Origin of the sequence: Kangiella geojedonensis, from assembly GCF_000981765.1 — a bacterium.
GTDB lineage: Bacteria > Pseudomonadota > Gammaproteobacteria > Enterobacterales > Kangiellaceae > Kangiella > Kangiella geojedonensis.
Genome location: NZ_CP010975.1, coordinates 942,588 through 968,572, shown reverse-complemented (window position 1 = coordinate 968,572; position 25,985 = coordinate 942,588). Strand labels below are relative to the sequence as shown.

At 43.5% G+C, this 25,985-nt stretch carries 22 protein-coding genes; 6 read left to right on the top strand and 16 right to left on the bottom strand.

What is annotated here, in order from left to right; all coding sequences use genetic code 11:
• Positions 1-22: 22 nt before the first annotated feature.
• From TQ33_RS04290 to TQ33_RS04260, 7 genes are all read right to left on the bottom strand, one after another.
• Positions 23-616: a DUF502 domain-containing protein gene (locus TQ33_RS04290; RefSeq protein WP_046560960.1), complete on the bottom strand. Its 594-nt coding sequence runs from the start codon at positions 614-616 to the stop codon at positions 23-25.
• Between the two features lie 37 nt (positions 617-653).
• A complete protein-coding gene (locus tag TQ33_RS04285) occupies positions 654-1,091 on the bottom strand; it encodes an SRPBCC family protein (protein WP_046560959.1) in 438 nt (145 codons plus the stop codon).
• Between the two features lie 120 nt (positions 1,092-1,211).
• Complete coding sequence (locus TQ33_RS04280; protein WP_052735197.1) at positions 1,212-2,432, bottom strand: GNAT family N-acetyltransferase; 1,221 nt, start codon at positions 2,430-2,432, stop codon at positions 1,212-1,214.
• Between the two features lie 525 nt (positions 2,433-2,957).
• Entirely contained in the window at positions 2,958-5,195 is a 2,238-nt protein-coding gene (locus tag TQ33_RS04275; protein ID WP_046560958.1) for a M3 family metallopeptidase, read from the bottom strand.
• A 130-nt stretch (positions 5,196-5,325) separates the two neighbouring features.
• Positions 5,326-5,964 (bottom strand): helix-turn-helix transcriptional regulator, encoded by a 639-nt coding sequence (locus TQ33_RS04270; RefSeq protein ID WP_046560957.1) that lies wholly within the window; start codon positions 5,962-5,964, stop codon positions 5,326-5,328.
• A complete protein-coding gene (locus tag TQ33_RS04265) occupies positions 5,957-7,216 on the bottom strand; it encodes an MFS transporter (RefSeq protein ID WP_052735196.1) in 1,260 nt (419 codons plus the stop codon). Before TQ33_RS04265 ends, TQ33_RS04270 begins: the two co-directional genes overlap by 8 nt.
• Positions 7,217-7,404: 188 nt before the next feature.
• Complete coding sequence (locus TQ33_RS04260; protein ID WP_046560956.1) at positions 7,405-8,820, bottom strand: DUF4407 domain-containing protein; 1,416 nt, start codon at positions 8,818-8,820, stop codon at positions 7,405-7,407.
• A gap of 341 nt (positions 8,821-9,161) precedes the next feature.
• Here TQ33_RS04260 and TQ33_RS04255 point away from each other — a divergent pair, with 341 nt between their 5' ends.
• Positions 9,162-10,967 carry a tetratricopeptide repeat protein gene (locus TQ33_RS04255; RefSeq protein ID WP_052735195.1) on the top strand — a complete coding sequence of 602 codons (1,806 nt, stop codon included), beginning with the start codon at positions 9,162-9,164 and terminating at the stop codon, positions 10,965-10,967.
• Between the two features lie 62 nt (positions 10,968-11,029).
• On the opposite strand, the gene TQ33_RS04250 is transcribed toward TQ33_RS04255, so the two are convergent.
• Positions 11,030-11,557 carry a hypothetical protein gene (locus TQ33_RS04250; protein WP_046560955.1) on the bottom strand — a complete coding sequence of 176 codons (528 nt, stop codon included), beginning with the start codon at positions 11,555-11,557 and terminating at the stop codon, positions 11,030-11,032.
• 310 nt (positions 11,558-11,867) lie between these two features.
• Between TQ33_RS04250 and TQ33_RS04245 the strand changes: the two genes are divergently transcribed.
• Positions 11,868-12,404 carry a hypothetical protein gene (locus TQ33_RS04245; RefSeq protein WP_046560954.1) on the top strand — a complete coding sequence of 179 codons (537 nt, stop codon included), beginning with the start codon at positions 11,868-11,870 and terminating at the stop codon, positions 12,402-12,404.
• 9 nt (positions 12,405-12,413) lie between these two features.
• Here the strand turns inward: TQ33_RS04245 and TQ33_RS04240 are convergent, their stop codons facing one another.
• Entirely contained in the window at positions 12,414-13,499 is a 1,086-nt protein-coding gene (locus TQ33_RS04240; protein ID WP_046560953.1) for an alpha/beta hydrolase, read from the bottom strand.
• A 181-nt stretch (positions 13,500-13,680) separates the two neighbouring features.
• Between TQ33_RS04240 and ggt the strand changes: the two genes are divergently transcribed.
• Positions 13,681-15,405 carry a gamma-glutamyltransferase gene (ggt, locus tag TQ33_RS04235; RefSeq protein ID WP_046560952.1) on the top strand — a complete coding sequence of 575 codons (1,725 nt, stop codon included), beginning with the start codon at positions 13,681-13,683 and terminating at the stop codon, positions 15,403-15,405.
• Positions 15,406-15,445: 40 nt separating this feature from the next.
• Here the strand turns inward: ggt and TQ33_RS04230 are convergent, their stop codons facing one another.
• From TQ33_RS04230 to TQ33_RS04215, 4 genes are all read right to left on the bottom strand, one after another.
• Positions 15,446-15,943, bottom strand: coding sequence for a GNAT family N-acetyltransferase (locus tag TQ33_RS04230; protein ID WP_046560951.1), 498 nt, complete (start codon positions 15,941-15,943; stop codon positions 15,446-15,448).
• A 199-nt stretch (positions 15,944-16,142) separates the two neighbouring features.
• Positions 16,143-17,237 carry a PepSY-associated TM helix domain-containing protein gene (locus TQ33_RS04225; protein WP_144405948.1) on the bottom strand — a complete coding sequence of 365 codons (1,095 nt, stop codon included), beginning with the start codon at positions 17,235-17,237 and terminating at the stop codon, positions 16,143-16,145.
• A gap of 26 nt (positions 17,238-17,263) precedes the next feature.
• Positions 17,264-19,363: a TonB-dependent receptor gene (locus TQ33_RS04220; protein ID WP_046560949.1), complete on the bottom strand. Its 2,100-nt coding sequence runs from the start codon at positions 19,361-19,363 to the stop codon at positions 17,264-17,266.
• Between the two features lie 155 nt (positions 19,364-19,518).
• Complete coding sequence (locus TQ33_RS04215) at positions 19,519-19,809, bottom strand: DUF6694 family lipoprotein (RefSeq protein WP_144405947.1); 291 nt, start codon at positions 19,807-19,809, stop codon at positions 19,519-19,521.
• A 262-nt stretch (positions 19,810-20,071) separates the two neighbouring features.
• Here TQ33_RS04215 and TQ33_RS04210 point away from each other — a divergent pair, with 262 nt between their 5' ends.
• Positions 20,072-20,872 (top strand): pseudouridine synthase, encoded by an 801-nt coding sequence (locus tag TQ33_RS04210; protein WP_228640415.1) that lies wholly within the window; start codon positions 20,072-20,074, stop codon positions 20,870-20,872.
• A gap of 10 nt (positions 20,873-20,882) precedes the next feature.
• On the opposite strand, the gene TQ33_RS04205 is transcribed toward TQ33_RS04210, so the two are convergent.
• Complete coding sequence (locus TQ33_RS04205) at positions 20,883-21,467, bottom strand: exopolysaccharide biosynthesis protein (RefSeq protein WP_218915792.1); 585 nt, start codon at positions 21,465-21,467, stop codon at positions 20,883-20,885.
• A gap of 126 nt (positions 21,468-21,593) precedes the next feature.
• Here TQ33_RS04205 and TQ33_RS04200 point away from each other — a divergent pair, with 126 nt between their 5' ends.
• Positions 21,594-22,346, top strand: coding sequence for an SDR family NAD(P)-dependent oxidoreductase (locus TQ33_RS04200; protein WP_046560946.1), 753 nt, complete (start codon positions 21,594-21,596; stop codon positions 22,344-22,346).
• Between the two features lie 7 nt (positions 22,347-22,353).
• Here TQ33_RS04200 and TQ33_RS04195 read toward each other — a convergent pair whose 3' ends face one another.
• Together TQ33_RS04195 and TQ33_RS04190 are read right to left on the bottom strand one after the other, a co-directional pair.
• On the bottom strand, positions 22,354-22,986 hold the full coding sequence (locus tag TQ33_RS04195; protein WP_046560945.1) for a flavin reductase family protein: 633 nt from the start codon (positions 22,984-22,986) through the stop codon (positions 22,354-22,356).
• 63 nt (positions 22,987-23,049) lie between these two features.
• Positions 23,050-24,495 (bottom strand): bifunctional 2-methylcitrate dehydratase/aconitate hydratase, encoded by a 1,446-nt coding sequence (locus TQ33_RS04190; protein ID WP_046562297.1) that lies wholly within the window; start codon positions 24,493-24,495, stop codon positions 23,050-23,052.
• Between the two features lie 176 nt (positions 24,496-24,671).
• On the opposite strand from TQ33_RS04190, the gene TQ33_RS04185 reads away from it, so the two are divergent.
• Positions 24,672-25,958 carry an NAD(P)/FAD-dependent oxidoreductase gene (locus TQ33_RS04185; protein WP_052735194.1) on the top strand — a complete coding sequence of 429 codons (1,287 nt, stop codon included), beginning with the start codon at positions 24,672-24,674 and terminating at the stop codon, positions 25,956-25,958.
• The last annotated feature ends 27 nt before the right edge of the window (positions 25,959-25,985 follow it).

Sequence of the window (25,985 nt, the reverse complement as noted above, 5' to 3'; positions counted from 1 at the left end):
CGACTTATACTTATCAACTCAGTCAGACTTCATCCGGCGTTAATTTCTTTTCGCTCCCCATGGACGCTGTTAGCACCTTCTTCATTGCTTCACTCGGAGCCATATCCAACTCCTTAACCTTATCTTTAGGCATAAATAAGGTAAAACCACCGATCTGATAACTCATAGGAATATACACAGCAATTAACTCCGAACGGTCACCCAGCGATACATCTTCACTGGTGACGAATCCAATCACTTCAGCCCCTTCTTGAACCTCCACAAGTACGGCTTTTTGCAGCTCTTCTTTTTCAGATGGCGACAAAAAACGCACCATGTCATTAAAGGCGCTATACACCGCACTAACCACAGGAATACGTTCCATCAGTTTATTCAAGCCGCGTATAATAAGTTGTCCTAGATAGAATTTAATCAATAAACCAAGACCGAATATCAAAGCAATGCCCAAAATAAGCCCAAGCCCTGGCCAATACATACTCGCAGGCAATACCAGTAAAAGTAACTTACTCAGGTAAGTTTCAAGGGTCGAAATCAACCATACAATAATTGCAATGGTTAGAACGATTGGCAAGATGGCAAACAACCCCTGAACGAATATTTTACTTAATGTTTTCATATAACCTTTCTATAAACCTGTTATCAAAGAAGAGCTTTTATTCTTTTTCTGCAAAATTCTTAAACTGCTGCATGAACTGCATGGTTTGTTTTGGAAACGCTTTTTTCATGAAAAAGCCCATCAGCTTCATCCCCAAACTAGTAAATTGAAATTCCGTATGCGTTGTCCAGTGAGTTTGATCGCTACCAACTGGCTTAAACCGGTTTTCGACGCGATTAAAAACACCTTGAGTTTCATAGGTACCAGTAAACTCATCAGGCAAATTACGCGTTTCGATGGTCTCCACCATTTCACACTTACGCTTCCCCATCAAGTAAACAAGCTTTGACTGCGCGCCCGGTTGCCCTACCTCTCCACTGATGTGCTCGAAAGAGACCAACTCCGGCTGCCACTTTTTCAGATTATCAGGGTTATCGAATAGCGCTATCACTTCATCAATAGGTTTATTGATAATAATATCCAACGTATATTTCATGAGCGACTCCTTCTTTTAGGCTGGGCTTAGGACTAAATCAAAGACTAAGTCTTGTAGCTAACGTGCTGATATTAAACAGTCTATAACGCCTAACAGCGCAATCCTAGCAAAATTTGACGCTCAGTCTTTATAAGGCGAATGTTTGAGGTAGTCTTGATAACGAATGTCTAGCCAGCTGTCTTCTTGTTCGATGGAATACTCTATCGCGTTACGGAATTGCGGGTGGCTGACATAGTGCAAAGAGTGTGTGAACACTGGCATAAAGCCTCTCGGCAATTTATGCTCCCCTTGTGCGCCAGGCTCAAAATACTTTAAACCATGTTTAATGGCGTACTCAATGCCTTGGTAATAACAGGTTTCAAAGTGCAAGAACTCGACATCCTCAAAGCACCCCCAGTAACGGCCATAAAGAGAGCTATCCGAGCGCATAAAGAAAGCCCCTGCTACTGCTTGGCCTTGACGCTTCGCGAATAACAATAACGTCTGCTCAGGCATTGCTTGTGCGCAAGAGGGAAAGAAGTCTTGGGATAATTGCGCCCAGCCACCTTTTTTATCAAAGGTATTACGATACATCTGATCAAACAGCTGCCAATCCTCAACTGTCGCACTATTGCCATCTAACCATTCGAATGACCATTCACTATCAGTTACGTTAAAGCTTTTACGTTCTCGAACGATGTTCTTACGTTTTTTTGCCTTCAAGCTAGACAGGAACTGTTGGAAATCGTCATAGCCACGATTGGTCCAGTGGAATTGGATATCGTGTCTCCGCAATAACGGCTTATTACCAAGCGCCTTTGCCACCGTCTCATTAACAAAATTAATATGCCAGCTACTCATTTGGTTCTGTTCTAGCCACTCAATAGCAGCGTTTATGAGCGCAGGGGTTTCTTTCATAGATAAAGAGCTGATGAATCTAGGGCCTGTAATTGGAGTCATGGGAACAGCTGTCAAGATTTTGGGGTAGTATTCTAAGCCATGGCGCTGATAGGCATCGGCCCAAGCCCAATCAAACACATACTCACCATAAGAGTGCGCTTTAATATAACTGGGTAGCACGGCAACTAGTGCCCCACACCCCTCTTCCGGCTCACCTTCAGCACTATCTTTCTCATAATTGCTTTTCTCACAGCCATTTTGACGATAAAAAGCTAAATGGCATGGCTGCCAACCTGTTTCTCTGCTTACAGAGCCTGTATCTTCCAAAGCTTTTAAGAATTCATATTGGACATAGGGATTCGTCCGTTCGGCTTCAGGTAAATGCAACAGGAGCTCTTTCCAGTCGCTCGGAGCTATATCATTGATCGATGTTACAGGTTTAAGGACTATCGGCTTAGACAAAAGAAGCGAATGTTTAAAAGGGGTTATTCGATTGTAACGAAGGGGCTGAACCAAGCCAATAAAAAACCCGAACGCTATGATGGGGGACGTTCGGGTTTTCGAGGTATTGGGGTAAAATACCTAATGAAACGATAATTTGGGGTAGAAACTAGAATAACGTAATGACTAGCGCTGATAATACAACAACAGCAATTACAGCTACTAATGCACTCTCGATATGCTCGCTCATAACCATCTCCTTTAAGATTAAGACCGTAAGTGTTTGCCACGGGACGAATTATAGGCGGTTTAGATGACAGTTTTAAGACAATTTCACAGGATATTTTTTAACCTTTCGAATAACTAAAACTAATAGAATGCAAATCTGAGATTAAATCTAGATTGAAAAAGTGACCCCGTTCACGAAATCAATAGGATTGAGCGAAATTGCTGGGTTAAAAAAGAAAAACTAATGCAAAAATGGGTACAAAAAAGCCACCCGAAGGCGGCTTAAAAAGTGTTAAAACTCTTGTAAAAAAGCTTTACTTACTCTTTATCTGACTCAATCAAGCCACGACTGATCATTAAGTACTTAGGATCAGCTTCTTTTCCACGGAATTTTTTATACAATTCCAATGGATCTTGTGTGCCACCCTTTGACAAAATAAACTCCACATACTTATCGGCGGTTTCTTTATCGAAGATACCGTTTTCGCGGAATGCCTGATAAGCGTCAGCAGCGAAGATTTCAGACCAAATGTAGCTGTAATAACCTGCAGAATAACCACCGCTTGCGCTTGAGAAGATGTGGTTAAAGTAGGCCGAACGATAACGTGGTGCAATTTCAGGAATTAAACCAAGCTCGTCCAAAGTCGCTTTCTCAAAAGCGTCAGCATCTTTTAGGTCTTTGCCATCAAGTGTATGCCAAGCCATATCTAACAAGGCGGCAGCCATATACTCAGTAGTCGCAAAGCCTTGGTTAAACTTAGATGCCGATTGGATCTTGTTGATTAACTCCTGAGGAATCACTTCACCGGTTTTGTAATGCTTCGCAAACTTAGCTAATACTTCTGGCTCAAGCATCCAGTTCTCTAGAACTTGAGATGGGAACTCAACAAAATCACGAGGAACCGACGTACCCGTTTGTGATGGGTAGATACCGTCAGATAATAAACCGTGGGCTGCATGACCAAACTCGTGGAACAAGGTATTCGCTTGATCAAAAGTCAACAAGGTTGGCTCATCGCCTACAGGACGTGGATAGTTCAATACATTTACAATAATAGGCTTAACAAACTCACCGTCTTCCGTAACAAACTGCTTACGGTAAGAGTTCATCCAGGCACCACCACGCTTTCCATCGCGAACATAATGGTCGGTAATATAGATACCGATTAGCTCACCATCATTATCGGTGACTTCAAACGTACGGACGTCATCATGATATTTCGGAAGGTCGAAACGCTCTTTGAAGTTCATACCGAACAACTTATTAGCGGTATAGAAAACACCCTGTAATGTACTCTCTAGCGAGAAGTAGGGTTTTACCGCAGCCTCATCAAGCGCGTACTTTTCATTACGGACTTTCTCCGCATAGTAGCGCCAGTCAGATGCTTTTAGTTTGAAATCTTTACCATCTTTAGCGATTTGTTCCTGCATCAAGGCTCGCTCAGCTTTCGCCTGCTCTAGCGCTGCTGGCCATACTTGATTCAACAAGTTATACACGTTCTCAGCATTTTTAGCCGTACGCTCTTCTAACACAAAGTCCGCATGAGTGTCATAACCCAGTAGCTGAGCTTTCTTGGCTCGAAGTTGCGCTAACTTTGAAGCATTCACCTTGTTATCGTTAGCGTTGTCGTTATCGCCACGATGCGTGTAGGCATAATACATTTTCTCACGCAGTTCAGGCTTTTCTGAGTACATTAAAAATGGCGTCTTACTCGGACGATGAGTCGTGAAAACCCACTTGCCTTCGTGACCGCGTTTTGCAGCAGTGTCAGCCGCAGCATCAATTAGACCTTGCGATAAACCCGCTAAATCTTCCTCGTTATCAATAACCATTTCCCAGTTATTGGTTTCGGCTAGAACGTTTTCTGAGAACGATAACGCAAGCTCAGTCATTTCTTTATTTAAATCACGAAGTTGTTGTTTTTCTTCATCATTTAACTTTGCGCCACCTCGAACAAATGACTTGTAGTTCTCTTCTAACAGACGCATTTGGTCTTCGCGCAAACCAAGCTCTTCACGCTGGTTATAAATCGTTTCAACGCGCTTGAATAGTGTTGGGTTTAAACTAATATCGTCGCGTAATGCTGACAGTTTTGGACCAACGTCTTTCTGAATTTTCTGTAACTCAGGATTCGTATTTGCTGACGTTAAATTAAAGAATACGTTGGCAACCTTTGTCATCAACTTACCGCTGTACTCCATTGCCTCGATAGTGTTTTCGAATGTTGGAGCTTCAGGGTTATTAGCGATAACCTCAACCTCTGCACGAGCTTCAGCAATGGCTTTCTCAAAAGCTGGGCCAAAGTGTTTGTCTTTAATTTGTTCGAAAGGAGGCATGCCATAAGGCGTATCCCACTCTTTAAAGAATGGATTATCATCAGCACCAGCCATATCTTTCTCAGTGCCAGCCTCTGGATTAGTAGCAGCCTTAGCATCTGCAGCTTCAGTTTGCGCGGCTTTGGTTTCAGTGGTCTCAGCTTTTTGTGCTGAGTCATCACCACAGCCAGCGGCCAAAAGAGCCGACACAATAGCTGCCCCAAGTGTTAATTTTTTCATATAAAAGTACCTGTAGTTCTTGTATTAATACCTGCAACTGATCTTTTATACGTGGTCTAAATCCAATAGGCAAGACCATGCCACCATTAGGAAACAGAAAAATGTAACAAAGTTAAACAACTCGAGAGCCTTATTGACAAGCCTTTAAACTGACTTCGTAAGCACAGCGTCGTGCGCCCTCCAGCAAATAATCAACCCGTTTGACGTCAGTCCCCAAACACTTTTTGAATATGTTCAATTCCGAGCGGCAAAATCCTTGGCATGCTTGGGCTGCGGCGCATATCGGACAGTGATTTTCTATCAGTAAGTAACCGCCCTTCACCGTCTCCACCTCAGCCATATACCCCTCTTCTGTACGGATTGCTGCTAATTCATGAACTTTTGCACGCAAACTTGAATGCCTTTCTAGTCGCAGTAAATATTGCTCTAAAGACTGTTCTTCTCGAAGTTCAATCAGCTTTTCCATGGCTTCAGCCCCTAAAGCTTGTGATACCCCAGAAATAAGGCTTAATGTCAGATCTGAGTGCCTATCAGGAAAACGAGAGTGCCCCTTATCCGTCAGCGACCAGAACAGCTTGGGCCTACCTCGTCCCTGAACGCGCTTCTCAGAGGAAACTAGGCCCTTAAACTCCAGCTCTTGGAGTAATTGACGCGCCCCCATCATAGTGACCCCCAGCTGTTCCCCTAAAATCGTTGCCGTTAAGTCGCCCCGAGTTTTCAATAGATAGAGAATACGTTCCTTATTGCTTTGGCTATACGGCTTAGACATTTGCAACCTCCGCGACCTTCTCATCAAAACCACTCATCATGGCCTCTTGACGCTGCCGAGTGACTAGCATCACCACCACCGATGCCATCACTAACCCAGCACCGGTTAAAATCACCCAGCGAGAGCTTAAAATACTGAGCGGCCCACCTAAACTAGCAATAATAACGTTGGTCACACAGAATGTTGACGTTTGTAAGCCCATGACCTTACCTTGACCTAAGTGTCCGAAGTACTTTGATAAGTAAGTTGGAACCATGCCATTAGCAACCGCGATAAAGACGCCGATCATCGCGAAAATCAGAAATACGCGATCCATGCCGATGAAAGGCTGAATGATAAAAGCCACAGCAAGCAAGCTTCCCCCTACCACCATCAGCTTGATTTCACCAAATCGAGCATTGAGCTTATCAACCCAAAAGCTACTGACAATTATCATGCAAGCGGTAAGCGCTACCGTGGCCCAGGCTATGGTTTGGCTATCTGCGTCTAAGTAATCCACAAACCACACCGGGTAGAAATCATAAAAAGCATTCAACCCCATCGAATATAAAAAGTAGAACCAGAATATTGGCAGGATTTGTTTATTCTTTAGTAAAGTCAGAGAGTTGTTGCGTCGGATAATACTCCAAAATTGGATCGAGCTGGTATCCCTAGCCACTTGCCGACGTTCAATGGTGAAAAACACCAATACAAAAGCTACGCCAATACCGGCTGCCGCAAATAAAAACACGGTCGAAACGCCATAAATCACCAAGAAACCACCAATTACGGGCCCGATTAACCAACCTGCGTAGTTCGCCGCGTAGGACATAGAAATCGCTTTAGTGCGCTCTATGTGAGGATGTAGCTCAGCAGCAATAGCACGAGCAATCGACATATTTCCTTCGCATACACCAGTCAGTAAACGGGCAAGAGTGAAGCCAATGAACGACTCATACACCACCGCTATAGCTGTTAATAAGTAACCTACGGCACTACCAAACAGAGTGATCAGCAACACTTTTCGTCGCCCGTAACTGTCTGAAAGCGCTCCAACAAAGATATTCCCTATCAATAAACCGAGCGGGTAAAACGCTAAGGAAAAGCCTAGCAATATTTTGGGGTGAATCCCCATAAAGTGAGTTAGGTCATTCGGTGGCGAGTCTAAAAAGTAAGGTGCTAACACTGGATAAGGCAAAGCGATACCAGCTGTCCCCAATACCGATAACAACATAACGCTTGCTAAAACCCACATTGCTTTTTGTTTGGTCATTCCAACTTTCCTGACTAGGCATTTTTATGAAATAGTAGAACCCATCAATATATAAAGCAATTAGTTTATATATTAGTGACTAATAGAAAATATCAATTACAATAATGCGCCACCATAAAAACCAGCCTCACTCTGGACAAAAAAGGAGCCTTGAGGCTCCTTTATTGCATAAGGGTTAGTTTGTATGGCTACATAGAAACTGTTTCCATATCCTCAGCTTCCTGCATTCGTTTCCTACGAGATTTGGCGTGTAGCAATTTAGCCTCTTCCAGTCGCCCTTCTTCCTCCAGTAAAGCGATGTGCATCTTGCGATACATTCTTAGAGAGTAGAAGCTAAATGGGCTGAAGAACAATTTAATGATGACGGGCATCAGCTCTATGGCGATAAAGAATATTTTAAGCAATAAACTGAATAGGATCGCGGCTTGCCCAACAACCGGATCATTATGAATGCTCTGAAGAGCCAGATATCGGCGTAACATGCCTGTTTTAACTTCATAAAAGAGCCCATCATTTTCGAGTTTGACCCGATACTCGTCCATCTTGGTTTGCTTACGATCAATTTGCTGGTTCAAGGCGACCGTTGCAGTGGATAGTTCATCTTCGAGTCGTGTAATAGTCTGTTCATTCTGCTCAAAATTAGTCTCGCTAAGCACCAACTGATTACGCTGACTCTGAACATCATTAAGCTCACTAGTAGCCGCTTCTATCCGTGGCTTGAGTTCATCAAGACGAGCCTGTGTATCCTCCAAAGCCGCTTCCAAGATTCCAATTTGTTTCTCCAAGTCCGTATAAGTAGCAACCGCGCGGTTATACTTCGGGCCTTCTGTCGGTGCACGACCATCCTTTCCTGTTCGCTCTAACAATGCTTCATTAAACCAAAAGTCATATTCTTCGCGAGCATTGGCTAACCGTTCATTTATCCCTGAAATTTCCGCATTGAGCACCTGTTGTGATTTTTGTAACTCTTCCAAGTTGCTTTGTCTAACGTCTAAAGTATTCTCCACAGATTGAGTGTCGTTGGACTCTTTAGCAGCTTTATAAGCAGCATTCTGGTTACGCAACGTTTGAATCTGCTGCTGAAGCTCTTCAATACGCCCGCGTTCCACGTCTATTGCCGTGTCCAATTCTTTCTCATGAGCTTCAAGCTTTGCGAAATATTCTCGGTTCTTGACGTTAGACTCTTGCTGAATCTGTTCATCAATAGCATTAGACTGCAAACTAATTTCAGCTAAAGTTGCCAAGCCTATTGCAATAATCAACGAGTAAATAATTCTTGGAACGAGCCCTATAAGACTGCGTAATGGAATGCCACTCTTAAAAGGGTTTCTAAGCGCCCAGTCAGAACCAATAATGGCCTGATCGAGAAAGAACAAGGTTAACGCAAAAATGAAGCCTGTAATGATCGCAGCGGTAGCTCCTAAGAATAGTGACACCCCGTAAGCGAATAACATAAAGGTAAAAATAAAGGTTACTAACTGACGGAAGACCATGGCGTATGCCAGCATTCTGTCATAACGACCACATTCTTTAAGTACTTCGGAGTCAGTCAGAGAAAGGAAGCTTATTAGCTTGAAAAAACGTGAGTCTTTCTTTTCTGTCATAGCCCTACCTCATCATCGTAATAAGTAAATCTTTAATTGCAGAGGGGAGCTCAGTAAGGATTATCATATTGTCGGTCTGGTTTCCCCTATTAGCCTACCCCCAACAATATCAGTGTCAGGAGTAAAACTAAGTCCCATTCCTCGTTAGATACACAATGAACCGATATAGTTTAAATACAAATGTAAGAATCTGTGACATTGTCTGACATCGGGGTGATAGATTAGTACAAAAGAGAAGTTTTGGTGTAGACTTCAAACAAGGCCGAAGATTAGAAATTGCTGATATACGCAGTAACCATTTACCGCCACCACAAAAAATAATGTAGAAATATCAACATAATATGCCCACATACAGAAACGCCCTACTGACACTAACACTACTTTTTTTCTGCCTAAGCGTATTAGCCGAAACTAAGGGCTCCTATCTAGACAATTGTAAAGATGCGGTCACATCTAAAGCCAACCATGAAGCCATAGAATATTGTGAACACCTGCTATCCCAAGCGAGTAATCATGAATTAACGGAAGAAGCGACCTTTATAAAACTAGAACTTGCTGACCTCTATGCTCTACAAGAAAATCGTGAACAAAGCCGTCACTTATTACAGCAAGTGAAGACTAGCGAGGCTTTTACCTTACATCAAGTTATCCGTTATCGATGGTACCGCTCAATCGGATTGGACTACCTCCATCAAAACCTTTTTGCAGAAGCGACGGACTACCTGCAACAAGCCTACGAAATAGCCCAGCTATCCGAAAATATCACTCAGCTAGCGAAAAGTGCCAATGATCTCGGGCTTGTTCATTACAAGCAAAAGAATTACAAAGACGCCCTGCTCTATTACAAAGAAAGCCTAAAGCTGAAAGAGGAAATTGGAAACCTCTACTATATAGGCACGACCTTGAATAACCTTGGTTTGCTAAACAAAGAACACAAAAACTACCAGCAAGCCATCAAGTACTATCAGCAATCGCTCGACGTCTATTTAAAGTACACCGAGCAAGAAGGGTTTGATCAGCGTGTTTTCACCAACATATCTCACTTGTACGAAGATCTTGCAGTAACCTACAGCTTGGCAGGAAACCGTGAACTTGGAGAAGTATACACGCGGCGAATTATCGACACCTTTTCGCGTAAGCTCGCGCAAAACGACAAAGTCAGGGCGATGAAAAACTTAGCGCTAGTTCATGTCGAACAAAATCAAGCGGACAAAGCCCAGCTCTTTATACAAGAAGCTGAACATTACGCCACTGGCGTCAGTAAATACATTGCTGAAATTGATTACATCAAAGCAGCAATAGCCTACCTAAAAGGCGACTTTGAGCAAGCTCGCTATTTGTTAAAACAGTCGATTCCACTGTCTAAAAGCAACGACGATATTGTAGTTCTTGAGCGCTCCTATGACTTGCTCCATTTGTTGGACTTGCAAGACAAACAATTTGAAAGTGCCATCCAGCATTTAAAAACAGCCTATCAATATAAAGAGAAAAGCCTTGAATCTCAGTACGAAAGCGACTTACGCGTTATTCAAGAGCAAATAGAGAAAGAGCGAGTAGAACGCCGCCTTATCAATGAGCAGCTCAAAAGTCAGCAGCAAAGAAGCAGGATTCAGTCGCTCTCCAACACCCTACTTATCATCTCACTCATCCTAGTCATCATAGCGTTCATCGCTGCGTTTATTATTTACCGCAAAGCCAAGGAAAAGCAGCGTTTACTACAATCAATTAAAACCCATAAAGATAAAGTCTTATTACTCGAATCGGAACAAGAAGGTGACTCTGACGAGGACAAACCGCAAACTAACAATAAACAAAGTCCAGATTTTAGACAACTGCTGGTTGAGCTATTAATCGAAACCCTAGCCTTGTGGGAAAAATCAACTCAGACCGATCGCATAGAGCTTGCGGAAAAAAGTGGTATTTGGAAAGTGTCTATTGATGATGGGCGCTTAAGAACTCGTTCTCTCGATAAATACATTGATATTAATAAGATTCCGAAAAACCCGCGCTGGAGAAACGTAGTCAAAACCAGTCACTATGTCTTAGCTGAGTGCTCGATAAAGTCTCAAGAAAGAGACCACTTAGAGCGTAAGCTAGATAAAGTCATGGCGCTCATAAAAGAGCGCTCAACAGCACAAAGTTCTTAACCTGAGCATCAACTACCTCAGCAGAACATACCTCAGCCAAGAACCTTGTCGCTTATCGTTGATTAGAAAGTTGCGTATTCAACCGGCTCCGGCTCAGCAGGAGCCGTTTTCGATGGATAGACGCAGTCGAAAGAAATCCCTTGCGATACATCATAATAATCATGATGGCCGTCCGCGGCTTCCAAATTATCAACAAAACTACTTGGTGCGGTAAAGCGAGCCGTTAAGCCCTTGGGGTAGCTGGCTGCATGTAAAGAAGCATAGGCGTTACACGTATAAGTGCCGACCATTGCGGCTTGATAAAAGTGGTCAACCTGGCCACAAGTCTTCACTGTCACCATCTGATCGCCACAGGTATCTCCTTTGACAGGCGGCTTACCCTGCTCGCTACGTTTGTAATCAAGCCACGAATTGTAGTCAAAAAACTGACCATAGTTATTGTAGTTAGACTCAATTTGGCTACCGGTGAGCGAAAATGAAGTCGCTACTACTACAGATTGCTTGGCATCAAGACTGGTACTCGGTAACTCATGGGCACCAGCGGATAAAGCCAGCATGCTACCAAGAGTCATTCCAACTAAATACTTCATGAATATATGGTTCTCCTACAAATTTGTGTTTAACTATTCTTATCAATTCTCATCAGTACTATACTGCCTCGAACACACAAAGCACCAGCAAAAACACGGGTAACTTTGGGTAAAAATTCGAATAATCAATAACTTATAATCGCTTTCTAAAGAACAAGTCGCATAATGCACTTCGCACTGATGAGCCCTATGACAAAACGTGCCGCTAGCAAAAGCTCGAGCTGTAGCCTACCCACTCTTTTGAGTTCACAGACTTTTGCTGCCTGCTTTGCTATAGTGAAAGAGTCTTAAAGACAAATAGGAGGTTCGTATGTCACGTTTACTCTACAAGGCTGATCACTTAGCTGAACTGGAGAGCACCTACGAGGATCTTCGCGTCTCTGGTGTCTCCGACGATCACCTACATGTCATTGCTAAAAAACAAGGGCGAGTTCTTCGCCGTGGTCTCAATGCAGCCAATAATTGGTATAAAACCGATATCCTTAATGGCGCCAGCAAAGGTGCAATTTTAGGGTTTCTCGGTGCTATTGTAATGGCCATTATTTTCTATGCGACTAATGCATTCGGCGGTAATTACGGTTGGTTTGGCGTTCTCGCCACTTTAGTTCTGTTTACTGCTTTCGGTATTTGGTTTGGTGGCTTTATAGGCCTTCAATCACGAAACCATGCATTGAAAGAGTTCTATCACTTGGTTGATGAAGGTAAGTATTTATTACTGATTGACCTTACCTTGGCCGAGGAATCGCATATTAAGCAAATCATGAGCACACGTCATCCCGACTTAGAATTGCTCAGTGATCACGCTGAAACCACGATTCCCATTAAAATAATGCAACGAATGCATTAAAGGAAAGGCTTACTTAGGGTGATAGGTGTTGTTATGCACCTGATACTCTAAGTAAGGTAACAGATTCTTAGCCGTAAACGCTTTTTCAAAAAAGCGCCTAACGGTTTTATTTCGTGAAACAGTATCACCATCGAAGTAGGAGTGACTTCGATTTACGGCTTTACTGTTAGTAAAATCGATGTATAGAGCATTTTCTGCATTTAAAGAACGTAAATAGTGCCCTAACCTTGCCTTTTGTTCTTCTCCAGGTTTGCGTCGCGACCATGACAAAGCAAAATCGTCTGCGTTAATAGTGATGTAAAGCGACTTCCGGCAACGAAGCTCCTTGACCCACTCTTCATGTTTTTCATTGTTGGTATCAGCAGCCACTAAAAGAATATTATCGAAAACGAGCTGTCTAGACTCAGCCAGAGTGCTTTTTAGCGCATGCTTCAACACATAATTGCCCATACTGTGACAAAACAAATTAACCGAAATATCACAATATCGTTCGAGCAATAGTGCTAAGTATTCTCGTTGTTTGGTGGGGTTTTCAGGATATTTATTAGAAGCCTCGACTTCTAAACGATTCCAAGTTGATTGCACCAATAAACGATGATAGCGCCCAACAATATCAATTACACGGTTTAAAGCATCATCAGACGCCCTAGCATCTCGTTTGTCAGCTAAGTAGGACAAGGTGCCTGACATCGCCCCTCCGCCATTAGCAGGCCAACTAAAAGGCACCACAATAACATTATATAAATACTCTATTTCACAGGCAGTTTGATAAATATCTTTTACGTCATTGTTATAACCGTGAACATACAACACCACGCTCTTACCTGTCAGCTTGGCTTCACGAAACACTTCACAAGCGACTTTTAAGCTGGCATAAAAAGTCTCGTCTTCATCAATAGGAAGATTGAATTCCTGTTTATAACGCTTGACCTCTTCTTTACTCAACTGATCATCCAACAGCTCAATCCGCAACGATTCGTTTCCCGTAATTTTTACCGCGGAGAGCTCGTTGGGGCCTTTGGGGTTCGGATGCTTGGTCAACTTATCTAAGCCTGTCAGACTATGATCATAAGCGCGATTAGTAATGAAATACATGTGTGTCCCTGCGACTTGCCTTAACCTATACCACCGCCATTATGGTCTAGCGCCACTTTACTGTATGCGATAGCGTTCTCACTGTTTTAATGCAAAATTGAATCACCACGCCATACAAAGCTTTAACTTCGGTAGCTCACAGTTTATTATCAAGTCACTCATCACCTTTGGGGGATTTCTAATGATCATAAAAAGTATCAAGTTCGCGCTTCTCGGCACACTCATTTTTAGTGCATCGGCACAAGCTGCCGACCGCGTCACAGGCGAAATGCACGCTACCCGTTCGGAGGTTATAGCGCCTCAGGCGATGGCGGCTACTAGTCAACCTCTAGCGACGCAGATCGCTTTAGACATCATGAAAAGTGGCGGTAATGCCATTGATGCAGCCATTGGTGCTAACGCAGCTCTGGGCCTTATGGAACCAACCGGTAGCGGTATTGGCGGAGATTTATACGCTATTTTATGGCACGAAAAAACACAGCGCCTCTATGGTTTCAACGCTTCCGGCCGCTCACCAAAAGGCCTCACATATGACAAGCTTCAAGAAGAACTGACCAAGCTTGGACGAGAGGATCTACCACCTTACGGCATGCTACCGATTTCTGTCCCCGGTGCTGTCGATGGTTGGTTCGAACTTCACAGTAAGTTTGGCGAAATGCCGATGGACAAAATACTGCAGCCAGCTATCGATTATGCCGAAAACGGTTTCCCTGTATCAGAACTGATTGCTTATTACTGGGATTTAAGCGTTCCGCGCCTAAGCCCTCAGCCAGGAAGCTTCAAAGATACGTTCACTATTGATGGTAAAGCCCCTCGTGAAGGACAAATGTTTAAAAATCCTGAACTGGCTAATACCTACAGACTACTTGCTAAGAATGGCCGCTACGCTTTCTACCAAGGTGAAATTGCCAAGAAAATTGATGAATTTATGAAGGCTAACGGTGGCTATCTGCGCTATGAAGACTTAGCCGAACATGACTCTAACTGGGTTGAGCCATTAGGTGTTGAATACAAAGGGTATACACTGTGGGAGTTACCCCCTAACGGACAAGGTATCGCCGCCTTACAAATGTTACAAATACTAAAGAATTTCGATCTGGCAGAAATGGGTTATAACAGCACTGAAAGCTTGCATACGATGGTTGAAGCTAAGAAATTAGCCTTTGAAGACCGCGCGAAGTTTTATGCTGACATGGACTTTTCAAAGCAGCCCATTGAAGCGCTTATTTCTGAAGAGTATGGCAAAGAGCGTGCAAAACTTATTAAAAAGCGCGCAGCACGAACGGTTCAAGCAGGTAACCCTAACCTCACCGAAGGCGATACCATCTACCTGACCACAGCAGACAAAGACGGTAATATGGTTTCGTTAATTCAAAGTAATTATCGTGGCATGGGCTCTGGTGTTGTGGTGCCAGGCTTAGGGTTTGTGTTCCAAGATCGAGGTCAGCTTTTCTCGATGGATAAAGAACATGCCAATGCTTACGAGCCAGGCAAGCGCCCTTTCCACACCATTATTCCAGCCTTTGTGACCAAAAACGGTAAGCCGTTTATGAGTTACGGGGTTATGGGCGGTGCAATGCAACCTCAAGGTCATGTTCAAATCTTAGTGAACATGATTGATTACGGCATGAATTTACAAGAGGCTGGTGACGCTACTCGTTGGCAACACATGGGGTCGACAGAACCAACCGAAAGTCAGGCCAAGTACCTCACCGATGGTGGTTATGTCGAAATAGAATCGGGCGTCTCTGCTCAAGTCATACGAGAGTTGCAGCAAAAAGGCCATGATGTTAGAAGCGGTAATGGTGGCTTTGGTGGATACCAAGCAATCATGCGAGACCACGACGAAGGCGTTTATCGTGGTGCATCTGAATCTCGTAAAGATGGTCAGGCTGCAGGATACTAAATAAGTAGCACAATGACTTAACCACAAAAAAGCGGTTTTCTTAAACCGCTTTTTCCATCACATAATCATCCATTACAAAACCGCCACCAATATCTTTAACTACTGAATCAATAGTCTCAAAGCCAAGTTGTTTATAGGCTGCTATTGTTTCAAGATTGAATTTATTGACGGTCAAGCGTATCGCCTTAGCTGATTGAGCCTCAGCTTGCTCAGAAATAAAGTTTAGTGCCTGCCGGCCTACTCCCTGCCCTCTAACCTCCTTGGCAACATAAATTTTACTTAAAAATAATGCGGTATCTTCAAAGTGATAACAAAAATAACCAACAGGATGATCTTGCTCATAAACTAAATGGTAGTGTGCCCCATCTTGAATTTGTCGCTTAATCGCTGGGGTACTTTGAAACTTTCCAAGCATGTAAGTAACTTGCTCGAGGCCGATGATAGGAAGGTAATGTTCGCGCCAGATTTTGCTTGCCAGCATTTCTACAAGCGAAATGTCGTTATTGGATTCAACTTGATTAATTATTGTTTTTACCATGTCTAAAATTCCTGAATATTTTTACTAGACTAAACACAAGCTAATCATACTTGATCTGAGAAACAGATGATTAATATTGAAGAGTATTTTTGTAAAACGTGCAACAGTTCAAAATTTGGTTTTCATTTATGCATTGAAGCTGATCACATTATTATTTTTTTAAACCAATTCTATTTATCTTATAAATTTTTGTTATGTGTCACACCCGTTTACGCTTTTGTTGTGCCAGCTTTTTCTTACCACGACACCACAGCCAAAACCAGAAACCACTAACCGTAATCCATATCAAAGAAACGCCACTAATCACGACCAAACTGAAATAAGTGATGCCCCCGACCGACGCAATATGCAGCGGGTAAATTTTTTGTGACAGCTGAGTTCCGACAGTTTCATTGCGGTAATCAATAATTTTTGTGACTTTACTGCTATTAGTCTCGAACGCGATAGAGCTTCTACCGTTTGGGTGCCACTCTTCAGGCTGTTTAAAGCGAATGCCATCCCGATCGTGATACAACATGGTCGGCTGCATGCCAGGCATAATTTTCTTAGCTTCTAATACCCGTGTTTTAAAATCATCGCCAAGATTTTCCGCTTCTTTGTTTTGAGCATTAATAATGGGTTGGTAGTCCACAACCGTTTGCGCCTGCTGTGGAAACATAGCGTTTAGACCAGTATTGAATGCTTGATAGTAGATCATGCCGACACCAGTGAGTACCAGTAAAAACATCGGCAATAATAAAATCACGCCTAGCGTACGGTGAGATTGCCACAAGGTTTGTCCCCACCGCTTCTTGCCGGGACGCGAAAACGTAACGCTAAGATCGCGCTTTTGCCAACGCCCTTTTGGCCACCATTTAATGAAGCCAGTGATCAATACCAACAGCGTCAGCAAGCCAAAAACACCCTGCAACTCTTCACCAAGATCATCAAGTAATAGGTGATGGTGAAACTCAACGAACCAACTGATCCAGTCACTGTATTTTTCGCGACTAACTAAGAATTCGCCCGAATTTGAAAAGTAGTGGCGAGCGCCCGCCTCATCGATGGTTTCCACCCAGGGGTGTAACTCAGAAGGAACAAAGCTGAAGCGTGCTTTTGCTTGAACAACATCTAAAGCAAGTGTATCTAATGCCTGCTCTTGTGAAGCAATACTGCGCCCATCTAATTGCGGGTATTGCCATTCTAGCAAGTCATTTTTGTAAAGTAAGACGGTACCAGTCAATGTAATCAGTAATAACCAAAGGCTGAGCACAAGGCCCAGCCATTTGTGGATTAACATTGAAAACTTTTTCACTGGCACTCTTACCTAAAGCCTATTAACTAAAACGAGTAGAGCCAGTTAAAACGTAATGTACGTCCTCGACCTTTAAAGTTACGTCCATCATTACCCGCCGTTTGTGCGTAGTAAGTGAAGTAATCTTCATCCAACAAGTTCTCCACGCCAATAGTAAACTCACCGACACTATCCGTCATGATGTTAAGGGAAGCATCCAACGTAGAGTAACCTTCGAAGTTATTGATCGCTTCGGCACCTTCATAAATCTTACGGTCAAAGAACTTATTCAACTGCAAACGACTGTCCACCATACCGCTCCAGTTATGGCTCCAGAATAGGTTTAAGCGACGCGGTGCAATATTACGACCACCAAGTTTGGTATCAACCTGACCGTTATCATCGCTATCAAATTCACCGTCATTATCCGCATACAAAGCACCAATGCTTGCGCTTTGAGTTAACGAATACTCAGCAGATAGTTCAAAACCATTAATTTCAGTTTTTTCTCGGTTCACTTCGAAGATACCATCCGCATTCGGCGACAAACGAGCGCCTAAATCTGAGTCGGATTCAAAATAACTCGCCGAGAAAGCTAAATCATGACCAAAGTATTCAATACCAATTTCATTATTTTCAGTCAGAACTGGCTGTAAGTTTAAGAATGTATTCACCGACTGGTCTGGTTGATCAATACCGCGCAGAACTCGTCCCACGTCAGGCATGCTAAAGCCTTCTGAAACGCTGATAAAACCGCGCCATTCATCCGTAAATTCGTAAACCACACCGAAATTGGTCAATAATTCATTAAACGACGGCTCGCCACCTTCAACATCCTGACTGCCGTAAGATGCCAACGTCGTAAAATCATCAACAATTAACTTGCCGTACTCATAACGTAAACCCGCACTAAAGCTCCAAGGGCCTTCGTTTAAGCGCGCTTGTAAATAAGGTGCCCAGTTTTCAAAGTCAGTTTCTGGCACCCACTTACGACCGGTTTGCGCTAACTCTTGGTAAGTGCGATCACGTAAAAAGTCTAGGCCTGTTGTAATATCAACATTGCTATCAGCAACTTCTAACCAGTTTAGCGTTAGACGCGACCCCAGCTTGTTTGAATCGTTGCGCGACTGGTCATAAAGATCAGCGCCATACGCTGGATCTTGGAAGGTGCCAAAACGACCGCCGCCATACAGTGCAGAAAAATCTTGTGAGAATAGCTGCCACTTCAGATCAGCGCCTAACCAATCCGCATCACTAAAGTTCAAACTCACCGTAGTGACTTCATTTTCAGCAGGATCGCCTTCAATCTCACCACGCACCGATGTTGCAGGGATGCCGTTTGCACGATCGCCAGTAACCGTCACGTAATCGCCATTGGTAGCTAGATCATAATGATTAACCATCAGCTGTAATTGCTGTTCGTTATTAATTTGATAAATGACCTTACCAAAAATGTCGCGACTGCTAGAGTCCATGGTGTCGCCTTGAGTAGTATCAACACCAATCAAGTCTCCGTTACCATCGACGTACATGCCCGTTTCACGCAAGTGAACACCTGCAACAAACTGCCACTGACCTTCACCATGCGACACCAAGTAACCTGCATCGTAAGATAAACCTTCCGAGGTTTCGCTCGTTGGCGCAGATAGACCTGCGGTTATTTGATGTTCAGTGCCGCTCTTTGCCGTTTTAGTGATGATATTAATAATACCGCCACTGGCGCCTAAACCTTGAATAGCACTGGCGCCGTGAATCACCTCTACTCGCTCAATCAACATTGGATCAATGGTATTTCCTGAACGTGAACCGTTTCTAAGAGGGTTAGACTGAGGCACACCATCAATCAAATATAAAGGCGTACGACCACGAAGCGTTTCACCAGAGCTCGTTAGTTTCTGTCTCGAAGGACTATAGGAAGGCAGCAAGTTACCCAAAATATCGGATAAAGAATTGCTCACTGACAGTTGCTGACGAATTTCAGCACCGTCAATGATGGTCACAGTTGCTGGAACTGCGCTTTGTTGTAATGGTGCACGAGTTGCTGATACCACCATTGTTTCTGTTTCTTTAGTTTCATCTGCAAAAGCAACTTGGCTAGAGAGCGCCAAAGCCCCAAATACTGCGGTAGAAATTAACGAATACTTCATGAATTTGCCCTTAACTAGAAATATGGCGCGAATGATAACAGTTATCATTTACAAATCAAGTCAAATTTGCAGTGAACTCATTAGGGCTTGTTTTATGCGATATAAAAAAAGCGCCATAAAGCGCTTTTTTCAGGTAAATCAATAATATCAGTCTATTATTCTTTACTCATTTCAATAACTTCTTCCGCAGTTTTTCCGTCTAAGGCTTCCTGAACAGCTTCCTCAGCTTTTTCTGGGTTACCCATATTTGACATAGCAACCTTCATCGAAACAGCCATGATAGCCATACCAAACTCGGTTTTCTCAGCTTCAGTCATATCTTTGGTGATCTCTTCCATGGATTCTTGCATCGCCTTCTCGCTCGAAGCATCAATAGTCGGTGCGCCACATGCTGTTAAAAGCAAAGTCATTGCACAAGCAATTAATAAATAAGTAATTTTTTTCATAATATCGTCCAGTTGTAATCCAGAAAACATCATACCCCGAAAATATAAAAATAGGAATCTACTTCAACAGCAAGATAGAGTCTTCTCTATTTCGGCCTAATATTGTTACAATCCTAATCCTTAGCTCATGAATCATCACACCATGTCACAGGCAAATCGCCCATCATTCATCACTCTCCCCGCTTCAGCGAAATACAAATCCGTTTTGGATTTTTTAGTTGAGAAATTTCCGCACATTAGCGCAACGATGTGGAAGGAGCGTATGAAGAGTGGCAAGGTATTCTGGCGAGACAATGATCGTGATTGTGAAGATAGCAATCGAGCTATTGATGAAATGACACTTTTCCAGCCCAATAAAACGCTAGGCTATTACCGAGAAGTCACGAAAGAGCCACAAATTCCCTTCGAAGAAACGATCGTCGAGCATAATGATCACTTTCTTATTGCACACAAACCACCTTTTTTGCCCGTGATGCCCGGAGGGGTTTTCGTCAATGAATGTTTGCAGGAACGGCTCATACAACGCACAGGGATAAAAGAGCTGCAGGCTATACATCGCCTAGATCGTGACACCGCTGGATTAGTCATGTTCTCGACCAACCCCGAAACACGCGGTGACTACCACCAATTGTTCAGTCAGCAGAGAATACATAAAAAATACCAAGCAATAACTCATGTACCGACTTCACTTTCAATGGTTGGAAAACAGTGGCATATCAAAAATTATTTAACTCGGGGCAAGCCTAAATTTCGCTTTATTAACAGTAACGACCCGTCTCAGGGGCAATATGCAGAGTCGTTGATTGAATGTTTAGAGCAAAACTACGACCACGCCTTATTTAAACTTAGTCCCATCACAGGACGCACGCACCAATTACGCTTGCATATGATGGAGATTGGTTACCCTATTCTTAACGATCGCTTCTACCCTGAGTTACAGCCGAAAGAAAAAGATAACTTTCAAAAACCCATGCAGCTTCTAGCAAAGACGTTGCAGTTCATCGACCCAGTGGACAAACAAGAGCGAGCATTTAGCTCCCCCTTCTCACTAACTTTGTCGTGATAGAAAGCAGCTACTGAATATAATTAACATATAGCAGATAGAATGAACCCAGCATAATCAGGCTGGCGATAGAAATAACTATGCCGTCTTCAGTGCTGAGTCCAACGGCAGCTAACACAATTGCAAACGCAGGCAGCATCACCGCAAAAGGAACCAGCTCTAACGGAATCATAATCAGCCCCGCTAAAGCGCACATCAAGGCCACAAGGCGCTTCACCACCCCTTCAGACAGAATCGATAACCTAGGCTTAAACCAACGATCAATTTTCTTAGTATATGGACAGACTTTATCGATAACTTTTCCAAGCTTTTCTTGGCTGAAGCCGATAGCCGTGAGCTTATTGGGTAACCAAGGGTGTTTTTTACCCCAAGCCATTTGAATCGCAATTAAGAAGATGAGAATACCGCATGCACTGGGTATCCCTGGAATAGCGCCTGTCGGAAACAAAGCGACCAAGGCTGGAGCTAATAATATAGGACCAAAACCACGATGCTCTAGATGCTCTACGACTTCTCCAAGCTCGACATCCTCACCCTCAGCATTGTCTTTAACGGACTCTAAAACCTCTGTGATACCCATGCGTTTTTCAGACAAAACAGATTCCTTACATTTAACCTATTGCGAACTATCATACTGAAATTTAAGACAAATCAAAGCTCAGCAGCCCCAATTTTATAATCCTTCACTTTCTATTCACAGCACTGCGAGGATACTTATTTCATGAAAACAGCGATTATATTCGGAGCCAACGGTGGCATAGGTCACCAATTTGTAGAGTATTGTTTAGCGCAATATGACCATGTGTTTGCTTGTACTCGACAAATCCAAAGCTTTAAAACGATTGAGGGTCAGAGTAAAGGCAAGCTTCATATGATGAAGCTAGATCCCGGTTCAGAGAAGGAACTTCAGCTATTTTCAGAGTTTCTCTCCGGTAGAGAGTTTGAAGTCCAACTCATCATTAACGCCTGTGGCGTATTGCATAACGACTCTAAAGACATCAGTCCCGAAAAGAAAATCGAAGACTTCAACCCAAACAGCTTTAAAGAAGTAATAAGCGCGAATGCTCTGATAACACCATTAATTGCGAAACACTTACTTCATCACTTAGAGGCAGGCGCTAAAGCACAAAAATCAACTGGGCTTTTCGCTTCCTTATCAGCACGGGTTGGAAGTATTGGCGACAATTATCTTGGCGGTTGGTACAGCTATCGCGCTAGTAAAGCAGCACTCAATCAGTTGATAAAAACCTTATCTATTGAAGCATCAAGACGATTTAAACATTGCGTTGTCGTAGCAATTCACCCCGGAACCACAGATACATCACTCTCCAAACCCTTCCAAGCAAATGTACCGGAAGAAAAGTTGTTTAGCACTGAATACGCTGTGTCAAAGATGATGAATGTTTTAGAAAACACCACGCTAGAGGATAGTGGCAAATTCTTTGCCTGGGATGGTAAAGAGATTGAGTGGTAACGAACCCTTAATCAAAGTCCGGTTCATCACCAAGCCTAGCATAAGGGAACTCCCCAATTTTCTTAAGACTGTAGTATTGATTTAAGCCACCAATACCGACATTATTAAATCCTTCTAAATCCATGTAGCCTTTTTCGTTAACCGCATCGTCAGGAAATATAATGGTTTGAATCTCTCCTATCATTAATCGTGTTCCATTTAATTCAATCGGTAGTTGCTGACGGTATTTCACTCCTATTTTGATCAAAGACTCCTTAACAAAAGGAGCTTTAAAGTCATCTAAATATTCTTCACTAAAACCACACTCCTTGAATTCAGAGATCTCTCGAGGAAATTTTGTTGAGGTGTAGTGAGCGTTTTTTATGTACTCAGCACTGACGTGATTGATAGTAAAATAAGTGGTATCTAATATGTTCTGATAAGTATGTCGGGGAATCTCTTCAGTAGGCCGAGTCACAAAACCCACTAACGCTGGGTCGCTACCAAGATGTACCACCGAACTAATGATGGCTAAGTTGGTTTCACCATCAGACGAGACAGTACCAATCATGTTGGCAGGTTTGACGCCAGTAATACTGTTAATTAAATTAAGTCTAAACTTTCGATCCAAATTTTGGATCGCTCCAGCCGATAACATCATGGCTCACCTCCTAGTTGAGAACCAATCATGCCATATAGCAAGTCAAAATTAGGTGAAGGTTTTTTATATCACCAACAAATTCATAAACTCGTTAACAGGAGTATTCAGTAACGCTTCTTCATCTAGGCATAAATCAATAATTTCTTCGCCATGCCTTTTAGGAAAGCGCGTATAGACATTCTTCTTAAACTTTTCTATCAAGACAGGAATCCCCTCTTCTCTACGCCTTCTATGACCGAGAGGGTATTCAACGATGACTTTATCGGTAGAGCTGCCGTCTTTAAAAAACACTTGAACCGCGTTAGCAATGCTGCGCTTACTCGGCTCATGATAATCCTTTGACCAGTCTTTATTTTCTTGAAGCGTCATCTTGTCACGCAAAGCATCGATTCGCGAATCTTTAGCGACATCATCTTCATAATGATCAGCGTTTAATTCACCAAATAATAAGCCACAGGCCACCATGTATTGAATACAATGATCGCGATCCGCTGGATTATGCAACTCACCCTCTTTGGAAATAATTCGTATCGCGGATTCATGAGTTGTTAATTCGATTCGTTCGATGTCGTCAAGTTTATCAGCAACCTTATCCTGCAACTCAATAGCCGCTTCGACCGCGGTTTGTCCATGAAACTCAGCCGGATAGGAAATCTTAAATAAAATGTTTTCCATCACATAACTGCCAAAGTCACGCTGAAAACTAAACGGCTTGCCGTCAAACGACACATCATAAAAACCCCAAGTTTTAGCGCTTAGCGCACTGGGATACCCCATCTCGCCCGTCAGCGTCATCATCGCCAACCGCACCGCACGCGACGTCGCATCTCCTGCTGCCCAAGACTTTCTAGAGCCTGTGTTAGGGGTATGACGGTAAGTCCGAAGCGACTGACCATCGACAAAAGCCTGAGACACGGCATCAATAATGTCGTCGCGGCTACCACCCATCATGTGCGTGATTACCGCTGTGGAAGCGACTTTGACTAGAATCACGTGATCTAAACCGACTCGGTTGAAACTATTATCCAGCGCCAACACGCCCTGAATTTCATGAGCTTTCACCATTGCCTCTAAAACGGTTTGCATGGTCAGCGGCGCGTATCCTTCGGCGATCGACTGACGACTTAAAAAGTCTGCAATGGCTAAAATACCACCAAGGTTATCCGAGGGATGCCCCCACTCTGCCGCTAGCCACGTATCGTTGTAATCAAGCCAACGAATCATGCAGCCAATATCAAAAGCCGCCTTGACAGGATCCATCTCAAATTGGGTGCCCGGCACTCGCGCACCGTTTGGCACTACAGTTCCGGGTGCTAGTGGCCCTAGATGTTTTGTGCACTCAGGGTAGCGCAAAGCTAGCAAGCCACACCCAAGCGTATCCATCAGACAATAGCGAGCAGTCGTCATTGCCTCGTCGCTCTCCACGGTATATTCAGCGACATATTCCGCAATGCGAACTAACTCTGCATCAGGTTCTGGGCGTACGTTCGACTCAACTGTGCTTGACATATCAACTCCTTGCTCTTGATGAATGCTATCCATTCACCTTAAACAGACGTAGCGGCTATCTCAAGCGACAAATGTTAAGTTTTAAAAAGTCCCGCTGCTTCTAACGTTAAATAAACTTTTCCTTTGTTTAAAAATCAGACACAATGATGCTCATAAAATAAACAACGAATCATGACATGAGCCCCCTCTATCCCGATACCTATTACGCCGCTACTAGGAACCAAACCATCACCAGTGATGGGTTTATCGACAATCTAGAAGTCGAAACCTGTATCGTTGGCGGTGGTTACGCGGGGCTAATGACAGCCTTAGGCTTAGTCGAACGTGGTCATACTAATATCGCCATCGTGGATAAGCATGGTATCGGCTACGGATGCTCTGGACGAAACGGTGGTTTGGTGTTTGCAGGTTATTCGTTAGGCGCCAAAGCTCTGGTGAAACAAGTCGGCCTTGAGCAAGCAAAAGTGCTGTATCAATTTACCCAAGGCGCTGTCAGTCTCATTCGACGACGCGTGGTTCAATACACCATTAATTGTGACTTAGTGGATAAAGGCGCTCTCTGGGCAAACTGGTTTAAAGATCAATCCATTCTGCGCGACGAACAAAACTTTATGCGCGACACCATAGGCGTTAAGTGGGACTATATTCCACCCGACGAATTAAACGGCATCTTAAAAAGCAACCAGTATCACGGCGCTTTATTTGAACCGAACGCGATGCACTTCCATCCGCTTAACTACGCACTTGGAATCGCCAAAGAACTACAGAAACAAGGCGTCAAAATACATCAAGAATGTGAAGTGCTGGATATCAATTACCAAAGCCCCACCAAACAAATTAAAACTTCGCAAGGCACCATCAAAGCCAAAAACGTGGTACTCGCCGGTGGCGGTTACATTGGTGATTTATTTAAACCGGTGTCCAGCTCGATTTTACCTATCGCCACTTACGTCATGACCACAGAGCCGCTCGGCGATCGTTTAACCAATGCGATCAACACAGATTCAGCAGTCTATGACACCCGCTTTGCTTTTGATTACTACCGTCCGCTAAGAGACACTCGAATACTGTGGGGCGGTCGCATTCACGCCAGAAAAGCTAAGCCCAAAGACTTAAACCACATGCTGAAGCGAGACATGCTCAAAGTGTTTCCGCAACTTGAAGGGGTTAAAGTCGATTACGACTGGCATGGTTGGATGGCTTACGCTAGACACCAGATGGCACAAATCGGTGAGGTCGCGCCGAACGTTTGGTACAACACAGGGTTTGGTGGCCACGGCGTAGCACCAACCACAGCAGCAGGTGAAATCGTTGCCGCAGCAATTACCGGCGAAAACGATCACTACAAGCATTTCCAACCTTGGGGCTTACCCTGGAATGGTGGCGTCTTTGGCCCCAGCGCCGCACAACTCAGTTACTGGTGGTATCAACTTAAAGACTGGTGGAAAGAGAAAGCAGAATAATAAAGCCTCGAATAAAATTCGAGGCTT

Bases quoted from the DNA above. Each gene is read 5' to 3' on its own strand.
- TQ33_RS04290 (WP_046560960.1), bottom strand. From the start codon at position 616: ATGAAAACATTAAGTAAAATATTCGTTCAGGGGTTGTTTGCCATCTTG.
- TQ33_RS04285 (WP_046560959.1), bottom strand. From the start codon at position 1,091: ATGAAATATACGTTGGATATTATTATCAATAAACCTATTGATGAAGTG.
- TQ33_RS04275 (WP_046560958.1), bottom strand. From the start codon at position 5,195: ATGAAAAAATTAACACTTGGGGCAGCTATTGTGTCGGCTCTTTTGGCC.
- TQ33_RS04270 (WP_046560957.1), bottom strand. From the start codon at position 5,964: ATGTCTAAGCCGTATAGCCAAAGCAATAAGGAACGTATTCTCTATCTA.
- TQ33_RS04265 (WP_052735196.1), bottom strand. From the start codon at position 7,216: ATGACCAAACAAAAAGCAATGTGGGTTTTAGCAAGCGTTATGTTGTTA.
- TQ33_RS04260 (WP_046560956.1), bottom strand. From the start codon at position 8,820: ATGACAGAAAAGAAAGACTCACGTTTTTTCAAGCTAATAAGCTTCCTT.
- TQ33_RS04255 (WP_052735195.1), top strand. From the start codon at position 9,162: ATGCCCACATACAGAAACGCCCTACTGACACTAACACTACTTTTTTTC.
- TQ33_RS04250 (WP_046560955.1), bottom strand. From the start codon at position 11,557: ATGAAGTATTTAGTTGGAATGACTCTTGGTAGCATGCTGGCTTTATCC.
- TQ33_RS04245 (WP_046560954.1), top strand. From the start codon at position 11,868: ATGTCACGTTTACTCTACAAGGCTGATCACTTAGCTGAACTGGAGAGC.
- TQ33_RS04240 (WP_046560953.1), bottom strand. From the start codon at position 13,499: ATGTATTTCATTACTAATCGCGCTTATGATCATAGTCTGACAGGCTTA.
- ggt (WP_046560952.1), top strand. From the start codon at position 13,681: ATGATCATAAAAAGTATCAAGTTCGCGCTTCTCGGCACACTCATTTTT.
- TQ33_RS04230 (WP_046560951.1), bottom strand. From the start codon at position 15,943: ATGGTAAAAACAATAATTAATCAAGTTGAATCCAATAACGACATTTCG.
- TQ33_RS04220 (WP_046560949.1), bottom strand. From the start codon at position 19,363: ATGAAGTATTCGTTAATTTCTACCGCAGTATTTGGGGCTTTGGCGCTC.
- TQ33_RS04215 (WP_144405947.1), bottom strand. From the start codon at position 19,809: ATGAAAAAAATTACTTATTTATTAATTGCTTGTGCAATGACTTTGCTT.
- TQ33_RS04210 (WP_228640415.1), top strand. From the start codon at position 20,072: ATGAAGAGTGGCAAGGTATTCTGGCGAGACAATGATCGTGATTGTGAA.
- TQ33_RS04200 (WP_046560946.1), top strand. From the start codon at position 21,594: ATGAAAACAGCGATTATATTCGGAGCCAACGGTGGCATAGGTCACCAA.
- TQ33_RS04195 (WP_046560945.1), bottom strand. From the start codon at position 22,986: ATGATGTTATCGGCTGGAGCGATCCAAAATTTGGATCGAAAGTTTAGA.
- TQ33_RS04190 (WP_046562297.1), bottom strand. From the start codon at position 24,495: ATGTCAAGCACAGTTGAGTCGAACGTACGCCCAGAACCTGATGCAGAG.
- TQ33_RS04185 (WP_052735194.1), top strand. From the start codon at position 24,672: ATGAGCCCCCTCTATCCCGATACCTATTACGCCGCTACTAGGAACCAA.